This window comes from Modestobacter sp. VKM Ac-2983, assembly GCF_026967885.1.
Lineage (GTDB): Bacteria > Actinomycetota > Actinomycetes > Mycobacteriales > Geodermatophilaceae > Modestobacter.
The window spans coordinates 578,766-593,139 of the sequence record NZ_JAPVBK010000003.1; the positions used below are offsets into that span (position 1 = coordinate 578,766).

Genomic DNA, 14,374 nt, shown 5'->3' on the forward strand with positions numbered 1-14,374 from the left:
CCATTTCGGTGGGCTAGGGGGCTGCGCAGACCAGCACGGTCGGGGCGCCGGCGACGCGGGTGACGACGACGACCGCGCTGCCCTCGCCGGGCCCGCGGAGCTGCCGGGCCAGCGTCTCGGGCTCGATCGGCGACCCCCGCTTCTTCACCACCACCCGGCCGACCCCGCGGGCGCGCAGCAGCGCCTTCAGCTTCTTCAGGTTGAACGGCAGCACCTCGGTCACCCGGTACGAGCTGACCCACGGGGAGTCGGCGGCCGCATCGGAGGTCAGGTAGGCGATCGTCGGGTCGACCAGGGTCGCGTCCAACTCGGCCGCGGCGAGGGCGACCAGGCCGGAGCGGATGACCGCCGGGTCGGGCTCGTGCAGCCAGTCGCGCACCGGGCCGGGCCGCGCGTCGCCCGGATCGGTGTCGGCGGTCAGCTCCCGCACGCCGCCGTCCCGGCCGATCACGGTGGCCCGGCGCCACGTGCGCGACGGCCCGCGCCCCCACAGCAGCGCCTCGACGATCGACCCGCCCACCGACACCCACTCGGCCTCGACCCCGGCCGGCACCCGGTCGTGGTCCAGCCCGGGAGCCACCTTCACCAGGCACGTGGGCACGGCGTCGAGCAGCGCCCGCACCGTCGACCAGGGTGGGGACCAGCGGTCCGGGTCCAGCTGACGGCGCCCGCCGGCCCGCCGGGCAGGGTCCAGGACGGCGGCGTCGCAGCCGGCCACCCGGCCCCCGGCCGCGGCGGCCACCAGGTCGACCGCGTCGCCCGCACGGACCTCGACCCCGGTGAGCCCGGCCGCCGCGGTGTTGAGCCGGGTGAGCTCCCGGGCGACCGGGTCCAGGTCGACGGCGACCACGGTGGCGCCGGCCCGGGCCAGCGCGATCGTGTCGGTGCCGGCGGCGCAGCCCAGGTCGACCACCGACCGGGCGCCGTCGGCCAGCAGCCGGGCGGCCCGCCGGTCGGCGAGCACCGGGCGGCCGGCCTGCTCCAGTGCGTCGGCGGTGAAGAAGAACCGGTCGGCGTCGGCCCCGAACGCCGGCCGGGCCCGCTCCCGCTGCCGGGCGATGCCCCAGGCCGGGCCGGCCAGCTCCACGCCCACCTCGGCCCGCAGCCGGGTCAGCGCGGTGACCGCGTCGGCGCGCTCGGCCAGCAGCTCCCGGGCGCGGGTCAGCGCCGCCGCACCGGCCGGTGCCGCGAGGGCCTGCAGCTGGCGCACCGCCTCCGCGGCCTGCCCGCCGGGCTCGTCGTCGTGGAGGTCGCCGGGCACCGGCACAGCCTGGCGCATCGCCGTCCCCACCTGGGCAGGACCCCGGTTGAGCGGCTGGCACTCACATGGGTAGAGTGCCAATCGACACGGGCCGGGCCCCGACCCCCGCGACGGCGAGGCCCAGCCCCCGTGCCACAGCATCAGCACCATCCATCGAGAGCCCGTCCGACACCGAAGGGGGCGTCACGACGTGACGACCGCTACCAAGGTCAACATCAAGCCGCTCGAGGACCGCGTGGTGGTCCAGGCCAATGAGGCCGAGACCACCACCGCCTCCGGTCTGGTCATCCCGGACACCGCCAAGGAGAAGCCCCAGGAGGGCACCGTCATCGCTGTCGGCCCCGGCCGCGTCGACGACAACGGCAACCGGGTCCCGCTCGACGTGAACGTCGGCGACGTGGTCATCTACTCGAAGTACGGCGGCACCGAGGTGCGCTACGGCGGCGAGGACTACCTCGTCCTCTCCGCGCGCGACCTGCTCGCCGTCGTCTCCAAGTAACTGAAGGACCCGGTCCCTCCCCACGACGCGCTCCGCACGCCGTGGGGCCCTAGGACCGGGCCTGAGCACCACGCAGCACGACACCGCCCCGGCGACCCGAACCACCGGGTCCCGGGGCGGTCGTCGTCTGCCTCCGTTCTCCTCCGCACCACCTGAGAGAGGTCTGGCATGGCCAAGATCATCCTGTTCGACGAGGACGCCCGTCGCGCCCTCGAGCGTGGCGTCGACAAGCTCGCCGACGCCGTCAAGGTCACCCTCGGCCCCCGCGGCCGGAACGTGGTCATCAACAAGAACTTCGGCGCCCCGACGATCACCAACGACGGCGTGACCATCGCCCGGGAGATCGATCTCGAGGACCCGTACGAGAACCTCGGCGCCCAGCTCGCCAAGAACGTCGCCACCAAGACCAACGACGTCGCCGGCGACGGCACCACCACCGCCACCGTGCTGGCCCAGGCCCTCGTGCACGAGGGCCTGCGCAACGTCGCCGCCGGGGCCAACCCGATGAGCCTGGGCCGAGGCATGCGCGCCGCCGTGGACGCGGTCTCCGCCGCCCTCGACGCCGTCGCCATCCCCGTCGACGACCGCAAGGCCATCGCCGGCGTCGCCACCGTCTCCGCTCAGGACGCCGAGGTCGGCGAGCTGATCGGCGAGGCGATGGAGCGGGTCGGCAAGGACGGCGTCATCACCGTCGAAGAGGCCAACGGGATGACCACCGACCTGGACGTCACCGAGGGCGTGCAGTTCGACAAGGGCTACCTGTCGCCGTACTTCGTCACCGACAACGAGTCGATGGAGGCCGTCCTCGAGGACGCCCTCGTCCTCATGGTCAGCGGCAAGGTCAGCGCCCTGGCCGGCCTGCTGCCGCTGCTGGAGAAGGTCCTGGCGACCGGCAGCCGTCCGCTGCTGATCGTGGCCGAGGACGTCGAGGGCGAGGCGCTGTCCACCCTGGTCGTCAACTCCATCCGCAAGACCGTCAAGGTCGTCGCGGTGAAGTCGCCCTACTTCGGCGACCGGCGCAAGGCGTTCATGACCGACCTCGCCATCGTCACCGGCGGCCAGGTCGTCAGCGAGGACGTCGGCCTGTCCCTGGACGGCGTCGGCCTCGAGGTGCTGGGCACCGCGCGCCGGGTGACCGTCACCAAGGACGACACGACGATCGTCGACGGCGGCGGCACCTCGGGCGCCGTGGCCGACCGGGTCGCCCAGATCCGCAAGGAGATCGAGGCGACCGACTCCGACTGGGACCGCGAGAAGCTGCAGGAGCGGCTGGCCAAGCTGGCCGGCGGCATCGCGGTCATCCGGGTCGGTGCCGCGACCGAGGTCGAGATGAAGGAGCGCAAGCACCGCATCGAGGACGCCATCGCCGCCACCCGCGCTGCGGTGGAGGAGGGCGTCGTCCCCGGTGGTGGCTCCGCGCTGGTGCACGCCGCCACGGCGATCGACGACCTGGAGCTGACCGGCGACGAGCTGATCGGTGCCCGATCGGTGCGCAAGGCGATCGACTCGCCGCTGTCGCTGATCGCCTCCAACGCCGGGTTCGAGGGGCCGGTCGTCGTCGGCCGGGTCCGTGAGCTGGGCATCGGCCAGGGCTTCAACGCCGCCACCGGCGAGTACGGCGACCTGGCCGCCCAGGGCGTCATCGACCCGGTCAAGGTCACCAAGGCGGCGCTGTCGCACGCCGCCTCGATCGCGGCGATGGTGCTCACCACCGACTCGGCGATCGTGGAGAAGCCCGCCGAGCAGGAGTCCGACGGTGCCGGGCACCACACCCACGGGCACTCGCACGGCCACGGGCACAGCCACTGAGCTGAGCGCGACCGGCTGACCTCCGCCCCCGTTCCCCTCTGGGAGCGGGGGCGGAGGCGTTCCTGGCCGCCGGGTGGGCACACCCCGTGCGGGTCAGCCCGCCGAGGCCGGGCTCAAGCTGTCCGTCGGGCGGTCGATGGGGGTGGTGTGCACGACACGGAGGCCGGTGAGAGGGCAGCGTCCCTCTCCTCTCCGGCGACCGCTGCGGACGCCGCAGAGCTGACGGCCGCAGAGCTGACGGCCGCCCTCAGCGAGCTGGAGGCGCTGTCGCGTTTCGACCGCGACGGCATCGGCGACCGGGCTCAGGCGGCGCAGGACGCCGCTCGTGCACTGGACGTACCGGAGCTGGAGCTGCGGGCGCGACTGGTGGCGGCCGACCTGGCCCGACGACGTGGGGACGTGGCCGAGGCCGGCCGGATCGCCCGCGAGGTGCAGCGCTGGGCCACCGACGCGGGTTCCCGGCACGTGCTGTCCCGCAGCCACTTCCTGCTGGCGGCCGTCTTCCAGGAGCTGGGCGACCTCTCGCTGGCCCTGGAGCACGCCGTCCAGTCCGTGGACCTGCTCGGCGACGACGGGCCCCCGGCGCAGCGGATCGACCACCTCGCCCGGCTGGCCGACTGTCAGGGCCTGCAGGGAGACGAGGGGGCGCGGGAGCGGTACGCGGAGGTGCTCGGTCTCGCCGAGCAGCTCGGCGACGTGGACCGCCAGCTGCTGATCCTGAACAACTGGGCGTACGTGGAGACGATCGCCGGCCGGTACGACGGTGCCCTGACCCTGAGCACGCAGCTGCAGGCCCTCTCCGACGAGCACGGGGTGGCGTTGCACGTCGGGCGGCTGGACACCATCGCCCGCGCCCTCCTCGGCCTGGGCCGGCTGGAGGAAGCGGAGAGGGTCCTCGAGCCGGGGACCCGGTCCGGGGCGCTGGACGCCTCGTCGGACGGGGACGCCGGCGCCGACTTCCTGCTCACCCTGGCCGAGGTCCGTCGGCGGCGGGGGCGCGTGGCGGGCGCCCAGGAGGCGCTCGACGAGTGCGTGCGCCGGTGCGAGCAGCACGGGCTGACCGCCATCCGGGTGCGCGCGCGGCGGGAGCAGGCCGAGCTGCACGCGGCAGGTGCTGACTTCCGGGCGGCGTTCGAGGAGCACCAGCTGTACTGCCAGGCGGCGCTGGACCTGCAGTCCGTGCAGCGCGATGCCCGGGCCCGGGCGCTGCAGGCGATGTACGAGACCACCGAGGCGCGACGCCAGAGCCGGCGCTACCGCGAGCTGTCGCTGCGTGATCCGCTGACGGGCCTGTACAACCGGCGCTTCGTCGACGACCAGCTCCCGCAGGTGCTGGACCGGGCGACCGCGGCGGGCGAGGTCGTCTCCGTGGCGCTGGTCGACCTGGACCACTTCAAGCGCGTCAACGACACGTGGTCCCACGACGTCGGGGACCAGGTGCTCCGCGCAGTGGCGGCGAAGCTGGAGGTCGCCGCGTCGGGCTCCGTCGTCCCGGGTGGCTTCGCCGCTCGGATGGGGGGCGAGGAGTTCCTGCTGGTGCTCGTGGGCGGGGACCTGCCCCGCGCCGTCCGGCAGCTGGACGACCTGCGTCGGGAGGTCGCCGCCCACCCGTGGGGCGACCTGGTCGACGACCTGGCGGTGACGCTGAGCGCCGGGGTGTCCACCACAGCCGGGCGCGCGGGCGCGACGATCGCCGGTCTGCTCAGCCGCGCGGACGAGCACCTGTACGGGGCCAAGACCCGAGGGCGGGACCTGGTCGTCAGCGACCTGGGCTGAGCCGCGCCGGACAGCCGAGAGGGCCGGTCCGACACGTTCGTCGGACCGGCCCTCTCGGCGTCTCGTCGGCGGGGGAGGTCTCCCGCCGACAGGATCAGACCGCGGCGGCGATGGCGGCGGGCTCGGCGGCGATCAGCCGCGCGCGCTCCTCCTCGCTCATGCCGCCCCAGACCCCGTAGGGCTCGCGGACGGACAGGGCGTGCTGGAGGCAGGACTCGATCACCGGACAACGTCCGCAGACGGCTTTGGCAGCGGCCTGGCGGCGCGCGCGGGCCGGCCCGCGCTCACCGTCGGGGTGGAAGAAGAGCGACGTGCTCTCGCCCCGGCAGGAACCGTGCAGCTGCCAGTCCCAGACCTCGGCCACGGGGTTGGGCAGTCGGCGGATGTCAGCCATTGGACCTCCTCGGCTCGGTGCACCGGGGGGTCTGCCCGGTCGCTTCCGGGCCGATGCCCGCTGCCGACCAGCCGCAAACACGACCGATCGTGCTCGTCCTGCGAGATCGGCCGAGTTGTGCTTCAGCCGTCGCGCGATCACGGGTCGTCACCCGCGGGGGTGACGGCCACTGTTGCTGCGCTACTCAGCGGATCAAGGTGGTCACAGTGAGTGCCGACCACCACGGTGGGGGACACCCCGACACCCGTCCGGGAGACCGGAGGTGCCGGCGCTCCCGGGAGCGGGGAGACCACCCCGCTCCGGCCACCCGCCCGGGCGACGCCCGGTCGGTACGCCGCCGGCTCCGACCGGCGCAGACGGGAGCATTCGTGATCGAGGACAGGGCGCGGGGCAACGGCAGCGGTGGATCCGTCGTCTGGGTGTTCGACGAACGTCGCCGGGTCCGGGACGACGTCGCCGGCCGGCTGCTGGCCCTGCCGTTCGTCAGCCGCGTCGAGGCCGTCGCCGACCCCGCCTCGCTGATGGCCCGCCTGGACAACCGGGTGCCCGACGTCCTCCTCGTCGGTACCCAGCGGGCGACCGACAGCGGGTTGTCGGTGGCCACCCAGGTCCTGCGCGCCCACCCGGCGCTGCCGGTGCTGATGCTGGGCGCACCGGACGACGCCGAGACCGTGCGCGCCGCGGTCTCCCTCGGCGCGCGGGGCTACCTCCGCTGGGACGCCAGCCCGGTGGAGCTCGGGCTGGGCCTGTCCCGCACCGGCATGCGTCCCGAGGGTGGGCGCCTGCCCCACCAGCTGGCCCCTGCGCCACGCACGCCGCAGCACGCGGGCATGCTCGCCGGCGCCCCCGCCGGCTCCGGCTGGAGCGGCGCCAGCCCGCTGGCCGGCCTGGCGCCGACCACGGTGCGGTCCACGGTGCCCGAGACGCCGCAGGCCGCCTTGTCGGGGCGGGAGATGCAGGTGCTCACCGGGATGAGCCAGGGCAAGAGCAACGCCCAGATCGGCCGGGAGCTCTACCTGTCCGAGGACACGATCAAGACCCACGCGCGGCGGCTGTTCCGCAAGCTGGGCGCCAAGGACCGCGCCGAGGCCGTCGCCACCGGCTTCCGCCGCGGCATCATGACCTGACCTCAGCCCCGAGGTCGCTCAGTCGTCGCGGGCGTGCCGGCCGCCGGTGCCGTGCCGGCCGGTGGGCTCCTCGCGCTCGGCGAGCGCGGCCACCCCGTCGGCGTAGCCGCTGGCGTAGTCCCAGCTGACGTAGTCGTCGGGGTCGGGGTCGAACGGCGGCTCGTGCCGGCCGGTCCGGCCCTCGTCGAGCAGCTGGCGCAGGTTCGCCTGCATCAGCGCCCAGTCGACGTGGTGCTCCTCGTCGCAGTCGGGGCAGTCCACGACGATGCCCTTGACCCCGGTCGGCTCCAGGAGCGTGCGGAAGACCTCCAGCTCGGCCAGGTCGTCGAGCACCCCGGCCCGTTCCTCCATGGTCAGCGGTGGCTGCACCGAGTGGTCACCGGAACCGAGACCGTCCCCGAAGTCCGGGTCGCGATCCGGGGTCGCGCCGAATGCGTCGTCCCACGCGTCCACGTGTCCTCCTCGCCGGACAGGCCGGCCTTCTCGGTCACTGCTGGTGAGCCAGCAGTCGGGCCGGGCGCACCCGACCACCGGACCACGGTAGCGGGGGGCGGGAGCCCCCCGGAGCTCCGCCTAACATGAGACGGGATCCCGTGCGCCTCGGAGGCGCTCCCACCGAAGAAGTCGAGAGGGTGGCGGCACATGCAGCCCGACGAGCGCGTCCCTGAACTGCCGGCCAAGTTCGCCCCGCTGGGGCTGACCTACGACGACGTCCTGCTGGTCCCCGGGGCCTCGGACATCGTGCCCACCGACGTGGAGACCAGCAGCCGGCTGACCCGCGGCATCCGGCTCGCCATCCCGCTGGTCTCCTCCGCGATGGACACCGTCACCGAGTCGCGGATGGCGATCGCCATGGCCCGCGCCGGTGGCATCGGGATCCTGCACCGCAACCTCGCCGCCGAGGACCAGGCCGGCCAGGTCGACCTGGTCAAGCGCTCCGAGGCCGGCATGGTCACCAACCCGGTCACCTGCTCCCCGGAGAACAGCCTCGCCGAGGTCGACGCGCTGTCGGCCCGCTACCGGATCTCCGGCGCCCCGGTCGTCGACGCCGACGGCGTGCTGGTCGGCATGGTCACCAACCGCGACATGCGCTTCGAGACCGACCAGCACCGGCTGGTGCGCGACGTGATGACGCCGCTGCCGCTGGTGACCGCGCCGGTCGGCGTGGAGCCGGAGCGGGCGCTGGCGCTGCTCAAGCAGCACAAGATCGAGAAGCTGCCGCTGGTGGACGACGCCGGCCGGCTGCGCGGGCTGATCACCGTCAAGGACTTCGTCAAGCGCGACCAGTACCCGAACGCCACCAAGGACGTCGGCGGCCGGCTGACCGTCGGCGCCGCCCTCGGCGTGGGCGAGGACGCCTACAAGCGGGCCGGGCTGCTCGTGGACGCCGGGGTCGACGTCCTCGTCGTCGACACCGCCCACGGCCACCAGCGTGCCGTGCTGGACATGGTCGCCCGGGTGAAGAAGGAGTTCGCGAACGTCGGCCACGGTGTGCAGGTGGTCGGCGGCAACATCGCCACCCGCGCCGGTGCGCAGGCGCTGATCGACGCCGGGGTCGACGCGGTCAAGGTCGGCGTCGGCCCGGGCTCCATCTGCACCACCCGCGTGGTGGCCGGGGTCGGGGTCCCGCAGGTCACCGCCATCTACGAGGCCGCGCTCGCCGCCCGTCCGGCCGGGGTGCCGGTCATCGCCGACGGCGGGTTGCAGTACTCCGGTGACATCGTCAAGGCGCTCGTCGCCGGGGCGGACACGGTCATGATCGGCGGCCTGTTCGCCGGGGTCGAGGAGGCCCCGGGTGAGCTGGTCTTCATGAACGGCAAGCAGTACAAGACCTACCGCGGGATGGGCTCCCTCGGCGCGATGCAGAAGCGCGGCAACCAGTCCTTCAGCCGGGACCGCTACTTCGCCGACGACGTCCTCTCCGACGACAAGCTCGTCCCGGAGGGGATCGAGGGGCAGGTGCCCTACCGCGGGCCGCTCTCCGGGGTCGCCCACCAGCTGGTCGGCGGGCTCCGCGCGGGCATGGGCTACGCAGGTGCGGCCACCGTCGCCGACCTGCAGGAGCGTGGCCAGCTGACCCGGATCACCTCGGCCGGGCTGACCGAGAGCCACCCGCACGACATCCAGATGACCGTCGAAGCCCCCAACTACCGAGGCCGCTGACCCATGCCAGTACGTGACAACGTCGAGATCGGCCTGAACCGCTTCGCCCGCCGGGGCTACGACCTGGACGAGGTGTCGATCGTCCCCTCGCGGCGCACCCGGGACCACGACGACGTCTCCACCGCCTGGCAGATCGACGCCTTCCGGTTCGAGATCCCGCTGGTCACCAGCCCCAGCGACGCGGTGGTCAGCCCGGCGACCGCGGTCGCCGTCGGGCAGGCCGGGGGCCTGGGCGTGCTCAACGCCGAGGGCCTGTGGGCCCGGTACGACGACCCGACCGACGTCTACCGCCGGCTGCGCGACGCCGCCGGGCCGGACAGCGGCCCGCCGACCGCGCTGCTGCAGCAGGTCTACGCCGAGCCGGTCAAGCCCGACCTGATCGCCGCCCGGATCAAGGAGATGCGGGACGCCGGCGTGACGACGGCGGTGCGCGTCTCCCCGCAGCACACCGTGGCCCTCGCCCCGACCGTGCTCGCCGCCGGGGTCGACCTGCTGGTCATCCAGGGCACGATCGTCTCCGCCGAGCACGTCAGCACCGGCGGGGACGCGCTGAACCTCAAGGAGTTCATCGCCGACCTCGACGTCCCGGTGATCGTGGGCGGCGCCGCGGACTACCAGACCGCGCTGCACCTGATGCGCACCGGAGCGGCCGGCGTGATCGTCGGCGTCGGCGCCGACAGCTGGTCGACCGCGGACGCCGTGATGGGGATCCGGGTGCCGCTGGCCAGCGCGATCGCCGACGCCGCCGCGGCTCGCCGGGACTACCTGGACGAGACCGGTGGCCGCTACGTGCACGTCATCGCCAACGGCCGGATCGAGACCAGTGGCGCCATCGCCCGGGCCCTGGCCTGCGGCGCGGACGCCGTCCAGCTCGGGGAGCCGCTGCGCACCGCCGCGGAGGCCCCGGCCGGCGGCGTGTGGTGGGACTCGGTGGCCGCGCACCCGCGGCTGCCCCGCGGCGGCACCTCCGCTCCGGCGCAGGCCCGCGGCACCCTCGAGGAGGTGCTGCTCGGCCCGGCCACCGCCGCCGACGGGCGCACCAACCTCTTCGGTGCCCTGCGCCGCACCATGGCCAAGACCGGCTACCGGGACCTCAAGGAGTTCCAGCGGGTCGACCTGGTGCTCGGTGGCGGCAGCGACGACGCACCCGGCCACCTGGCCGGCTGAGCGCGGCGATGAGCAGCGGTCTGTCGCACATGGACTTCCCGACCGTGCTGGTCGTCGACTTCGGCGCCCAGTACGCGCAGTTGATCGCCCGGCGCATCCGCGAGGCGGGCGTGTACTCCGAGCTCGTCGGCTCCGACGTGCCGGTCGCCGAGCTGCTGGCCCGCAAGCCCGCGGCGATCGTGCTCTCCGGTGGGCCCTCCAGCGTCTACGCCGAGGGTGCTCCGCAGCTCGACCCGGCCGTCTTCGAGGCGGGCGTGCCGGCCTTCGGCATCTGCTACGGGTTCCAGGCGATGGCCGCCAGCCTCGGCGGCACGGTGGCCCGCACCGGCGACCGGGAGTACGGCGGCACCCCGCTGACCGTGACCACGCCGGGGCAGCTGTTCGGTGAGCTGCCGACCGAGCAGTCGGTGTGGATGAGCCACGGCGACGCCGTCTCCGCCGCGCCGCCCGGGTTCACCGTCACCGCCACGAGCACCGGCGCACCGGTCGCGGCGTTCGAGGACGTCGACCGGCGGCTGGCCGGCGTGCAGTTCCACCCCGAGGTGAAGAACACCCCGCACGGGCAGACGGTGCTCGAGCACTTCCTGTTCGACATCGCCGGCCTGGAGCCGAGCTGGACGATGGCCAACGTCGTCGACGAGCAGGTCGCGTCGATCCGGGCGCAGATCGGTGACCGTCGGGCCATCTGCGGGCTGTCCGGCGGGGTCGACTCCGCGGTGGCCGCCGCGCTGGTCCAGCGGGCCATCGGTGACCGGCTCACCTGCGTCTACGTCGACCACGGGCTGATGCGCGAGGGCGAGACCGAGCAGATCGAGCGGGACTTCGTCGCCGTCACCGGCGCCGACCTGCGCGTCGTCGACGCCAGTGACCAGTTCCTGGCCGCGCTGGCCGGGGTCAGCGACCCGGAGACGAAGCGGAAGATCATCGGCCGGGAGTTCATCCGGGTCTTCGAGCAGGCCGCCCTCGACGTGATCGCCGACGCGAAGGAGCACGGCGAGACCGTCGACTTCCTGGTGCAGGGCACCCTCTACCCCGACGTGGTGGAGTCCGGTGGCGGCACCGGGACGGCGAACATCAAGAGCCACCACAACGTCGGCGGGCTGCCCGAGGACCTGACCTTCACCCTGGTCGAGCCGCTGCGCACGCTGTTCAAGGACGAGGTGCGTGAGGTCGGCCGGCAGCTGGGGCTGCCCGACACCCTGGTCCAGCGCCAGCCGTTCCCTGGCCCTGGCCTGGGCATCCGGATCATCGGCGAGGTCACCCGCGAGCGGCTGGACGTGCTCCGCCAGGCCGACGCGATCGCCCGCGAGGAGCTGACCGCGGCGAAGCTGGACACCGAGATCTGGCAGTGCCCGGTGGTGCTGCTGGCCGACGTCCGTTCGGTCGGGGTGCAGGGCGACGGGCGCACCTACGGCCACCCGGTCGTGCTGCGCCCGGTGTCCAGCGAGGACGCGATGACCGCGGACTGGACCCGGCTGCCCTACGACGTGCTGGCGAGGATCTCCACCCGGATCACCAACGAGGTCGCCGAGGTGAACCGGGTCGTGCTCGACGTGACGAGCAAGCCCCCGGGCACGATCGAGTGGGAGTGAGTCGCCCGAGTGGCGACGCCCGAACGGTCATGATCAGGTTGTCGTCGATCTGATCGTCGACTCCTGGAGGTCCCCGAGTGACCACCGGTACGTGGCCGCTCGTGCCCAGCCTGATCGCCCTGGTCGCGATGGCCGTGGTGATCGTCTTCGCCGGTGTCCGGCTGACCCGCGCCGCGGACGAGCTCGCCGACCGCACCGGTCTCGGGGACGCCGTCGGGGGTGCGCTCCTGCTCGGTGCCGTCACGTCGCTGCCGGGGAACGTCACCGTCCTCACCGGGGCCCTGGAGGGCGACGCCGGCTTCGCGCTGGCGAACCCGATCGGCGGCATCGCCCTGCAGACCGTCTGGCTGGCCGTCGCCGACCTGGTGTACCGCCGGGCCAACCTCGAGCACGCTGCCGCGTCGCTGGAGAACGTCATGCAGTCGGTGATCCTCATGGCGATGCTGTCGCTGCCGGTGATCGCCTACTCGACGCCGCAGCTGACCCTGGGCTGGATCCACCCGGTGACGCTGCTCATCCCGATCCTCTACGCCTACGGTCTGGTGCTGCTGCGCCGGATGCACGACCACCCGATGTGGGTGCCCACCCACACGTCGGCGACGGCGGACGAGGACGAGGACGAGGAGGGCTCCGACCGCTCGACCCGCCGGCTGTGGGCCACCCTCGCCGGGCTGGGGCTGCTCGTCGGGGTGGCCGGCTGGATCGTCGGGCAGGCCGGCCTCGGCGTGGCGGCCGGCACCGGCCTGGAGGGCGGCATCATCGGGTTCACGCTGACCACGGCGGTCAGCTCGCTGCCCGAGCTCGTCGTGCTGGTCACGGCGGTGCGGATGGGGCAGCTGACCCTCGGGGTCGGCAACATCGTCGGGGGCAACGTCTTCGACATGCTGATGATCGCCGTCGCGGACATCGGGTACCTGGAGGGGCCGCTCTACCGGGCAGCCGGGTCGACCAGCCTGGTGCTGCTCGGCGGGACCATGCTGTTGATCGCAGTGCTGACCGCCGGGCTGGTGATGCGCGACCGGAAGGGCATCGGGTTCGAGGGCCTGCTGATCCCGGTCATCTACGTCGCCACGGTCGCCCTGGCGGTCATCAGCCGGTGACGAAGGGCCCGGGGAGCGGTCGCTCCCCGAGCCCTCGTGGTCGATCTCGCGTGCCTCGGGTGGGTGCCGGGTGACCCCGCCCGCCACCGGCCCTCCGGCGGCTGCCCTCAGTTGCGGCGGCGGGCCTTGCGCCACTCGTTGACCAGCAGCGCGATCCCGGCACCGACCAGGATGACCCAGGCGATCCCGTTGCCGAACCAGTCGAAGGACAGGTCCACCCCGGCCATCAGCAGGATCGCCACCAGGATGAACAGGACCCCGGCGACCAGTGCGCCGTTGTCGACATCGCGTCGGCGTCCGGACTCGTCGACGGCGGAGGCCGCGGAGCTGCCGGTGGTGCTCTGGGGGAACACCTCGGTGTCCCGCCGTCCGTAGGGGTCGTGCTCAGCCACGGGACACCTCCACGTCACCCAGACCTGCGTTGATGGTGATCTCGAACTCCGGCTCGGAGTCCCCGGACCAGTCGGCCGTGCCCAGGCCGGGGAAGAAGCCGGTCTCCACGCTGTCGCCGAACAGGTCGGTCTCGCCGAGCCCCTGCACGACCTCCAGCTGCACGTCGGCGGAGAACGGCACGATCACCTGGATGTCACCCATCCCCGAGTCGATCCGGGTGGTGATCGGGGAGTCCAGGTCGTCGAGGTCGTCCAGGTCCACGCCGCGCAGGTCCAGCAGCAGGTCACCGACCCCGTTCTCGTAGTCCGACTGCACCGCGGCCGCCGACGCCGGGCGCCAGGTGCGGTCGCCCATCTCGCCGCTGGGGACCTCGACCGTCGAGGCGATCACGAGCGCCACGGAGAGCACCATGCCCAGCCCGATCAGCCCGCCCTTGGCGCCCCGGCCGATCCCGGTCAGCGCACCGAACACCAGGCCGACGCCCACGATCAGCAGCGCGCTGCCCAGGACACCGCGGGCGCCCAGGTCCACGTCGGTGAACTGGTCGAGCATCACCGCGATGCCGGCGATGATCAGCAGCGCCGCGATCGTCACCCCGGGCACCGGGGACCGTGGGCCGGTGCGGGTCTGCTCCGGAGCGCCCGGCTGGCCGGGCGGCGCGGCGGGGGCGGCCGGCATGAGCAGCCACAGCAGCACGTAGATGATCAGGCCGCTGCCGCCGGCGAGGGTGAGCGCGATGGCGCCCACCCGCCACAGCAGGGCGTCGACGCCGGTGTACTCGGCCAGGCCGCCGGCGACGCCGCCGATCACCTTGTCGGTGCGGCTGCGCCGCAGCGGGGGCCGGGCGACCGAGCCCGGTGGAGGAGGAGGCGGCCAGGAGCCCGGTGGAGGGGCAGGCGGCCAGGAGCCCGGCGGTGGAGGAGGCGGCCAGGAGCCCGGCGGCTGCTCGGCCGCCGGGGGCGGGGTGGAGGGAGGAACTGCTGAGGTCATGCCACGAGCCTGCCCACTCCGGGCGCCCGGCGATATCAGGGAACCCCCTGGACCGACCCTGATCCGCACGGGCCGCCCTGCCTCCGGGTGATCACCGGTGTGC

The 14,374-nt window shown here is 73.6% G+C and carries 13 protein-coding genes; 8 read left to right on the forward strand and 5 right to left on the reverse strand.

Translation table 11 applies throughout. From position 1 onward, the window contains the following. Positions 1 to 13: 13 nt before the first annotated feature. Positions 14 to 1,279, reverse strand: a complete 1,266-nt coding sequence (locus tag O2W18_RS14785; protein ID WP_269188234.1) for a class I SAM-dependent methyltransferase — start codon at positions 1,277 to 1,279, stop codon at positions 14 to 16. A 172-nt stretch (positions 1,280 to 1,451) separates the two neighbouring features. Between O2W18_RS14785 and groES the strand changes: the two genes are divergently transcribed. From groES to O2W18_RS14800, 3 genes are all read left to right on the forward strand, one after another. Beyond that, entirely contained in the window at positions 1,452 to 1,760 is a 309-nt protein-coding gene (gene groES / locus O2W18_RS14790) for a co-chaperone GroES (protein WP_269159193.1), read from the forward strand. 168 nt (positions 1,761 to 1,928) lie between these two features. Continuing rightward, positions 1,929 to 3,569: a chaperonin GroEL gene (gene groL, locus O2W18_RS14795; protein WP_269188235.1), complete on the forward strand. Its 1,641-nt coding sequence runs from the start codon at positions 1,929 to 1,931 to the stop codon at positions 3,567 to 3,569. 147 nt (positions 3,570 to 3,716) lie between these two features. Continuing rightward, on the forward strand, positions 3,717 to 5,345 hold the full coding sequence (locus tag O2W18_RS14800) for a GGDEF domain-containing protein (protein WP_269188236.1): 1,629 nt from the start codon (positions 3,717 to 3,719) through the stop codon (positions 5,343 to 5,345). 94 nt (positions 5,346 to 5,439) lie between these two features. Here O2W18_RS14800 and O2W18_RS14805 read toward each other — a convergent pair whose 3' ends face one another. Then, the gene (locus tag O2W18_RS14805; RefSeq protein ID WP_036334333.1) at positions 5,440 to 5,739 is read right to left on the reverse strand and encodes a WhiB family transcriptional regulator; all 300 of its coding nucleotides are present in this window, start codon (positions 5,737 to 5,739) and stop codon (positions 5,440 to 5,442) included. 368 nt (positions 5,740 to 6,107) lie between these two features. On the opposite strand from O2W18_RS14805, the gene O2W18_RS14810 reads away from it, so the two are divergent. After that, the gene (locus O2W18_RS14810; RefSeq protein WP_269188237.1) at positions 6,108 to 6,866 is read left to right on the forward strand and encodes a response regulator transcription factor; all 759 of its coding nucleotides are present in this window, start codon (positions 6,108 to 6,110) and stop codon (positions 6,864 to 6,866) included. An 18-nt stretch (positions 6,867 to 6,884) separates the two neighbouring features. Here the strand turns inward: O2W18_RS14810 and O2W18_RS14815 are convergent, their stop codons facing one another. Further along, a complete protein-coding gene (locus O2W18_RS14815; RefSeq protein ID WP_269188238.1) occupies positions 6,885 to 7,319 on the reverse strand; it encodes a DUF5319 family protein in 435 nt (144 codons plus the stop codon). 189 nt (positions 7,320 to 7,508) lie between these two features. On the opposite strand from O2W18_RS14815, the gene guaB reads away from it, so the two are divergent. From guaB to O2W18_RS14835, 4 genes are all read left to right on the forward strand, one after another. Then, positions 7,509 to 9,029 carry an IMP dehydrogenase gene (guaB, locus tag O2W18_RS14820; RefSeq protein ID WP_269188239.1) on the forward strand — a complete coding sequence of 507 codons (1,521 nt, stop codon included), beginning with the start codon at positions 7,509 to 7,511 and terminating at the stop codon, positions 9,027 to 9,029. Positions 9,030 to 9,032: 3 nt separating this feature from the next. After that, positions 9,033 to 10,196 carry a GuaB3 family IMP dehydrogenase-related protein gene (locus O2W18_RS14825; protein ID WP_269188240.1) on the forward strand — a complete coding sequence of 388 codons (1,164 nt, stop codon included), beginning with the start codon at positions 9,033 to 9,035 and terminating at the stop codon, positions 10,194 to 10,196. Positions 10,197 to 10,204: 8 nt separating this feature from the next. Next, positions 10,205 to 11,788 (forward strand): glutamine-hydrolyzing GMP synthase, encoded by a 1,584-nt coding sequence (guaA, locus tag O2W18_RS14830; protein WP_269188241.1) that lies wholly within the window; start codon positions 10,205 to 10,207, stop codon positions 11,786 to 11,788. Between the two features lie 77 nt (positions 11,789 to 11,865). Next, positions 11,866 to 12,888, forward strand: a complete 1,023-nt coding sequence (locus tag O2W18_RS14835) for a sodium:calcium antiporter (protein ID WP_269188242.1) — start codon at positions 11,866 to 11,868, stop codon at positions 12,886 to 12,888. A gap of 107 nt (positions 12,889 to 12,995) precedes the next feature. On the opposite strand, the gene O2W18_RS14840 is transcribed toward O2W18_RS14835, so the two are convergent. Together O2W18_RS14840 and O2W18_RS14845 are read right to left on the reverse strand one after the other, a co-directional pair. Further along, entirely contained in the window at positions 12,996 to 13,280 is a 285-nt protein-coding gene (locus O2W18_RS14840) for a hypothetical protein (protein WP_269188243.1), read from the reverse strand. Continuing rightward, positions 13,273 to 14,271 carry a PspC domain-containing protein gene (locus O2W18_RS14845; RefSeq protein WP_269188244.1) on the reverse strand — a complete coding sequence of 333 codons (999 nt, stop codon included), beginning with the start codon at positions 14,269 to 14,271 and terminating at the stop codon, positions 13,273 to 13,275. Before O2W18_RS14845 ends, O2W18_RS14840 begins: the two co-directional genes overlap by 8 nt. Between the last annotated feature and the right edge of the window lie 103 nt (positions 14,272 to 14,374).

Coding starts and splice junctions, on each gene's coding strand:
- O2W18_RS14785 (WP_269188234.1), bottom strand. CDS start 1,279: ATGCGCCAGGCTGTGCCGGTGCCCGGCGACCTCCACGACGACGAGCCC.
- groL (WP_269188235.1), top strand. CDS start 1,929: ATGGCCAAGATCATCCTGTTCGACGAGGACGCCCGTCGCGCCCTCGAG.
- O2W18_RS14805 (WP_036334333.1), bottom strand. CDS start 5,739: ATGGCTGACATCCGCCGACTGCCCAACCCCGTGGCCGAGGTCTGGGAC.
- guaB (WP_269188239.1), top strand. CDS start 7,509: ATGCAGCCCGACGAGCGCGTCCCTGAACTGCCGGCCAAGTTCGCCCCG.
- O2W18_RS14825 (WP_269188240.1), top strand. CDS start 9,033: ATGCCAGTACGTGACAACGTCGAGATCGGCCTGAACCGCTTCGCCCGC.
- guaA (WP_269188241.1), top strand. CDS start 10,205: ATGAGCAGCGGTCTGTCGCACATGGACTTCCCGACCGTGCTGGTCGTC.
- O2W18_RS14845 (WP_269188244.1), bottom strand. CDS start 14,271: ATGACCTCAGCAGTTCCTCCCTCCACCCCGCCCCCGGCGGCCGAGCAG.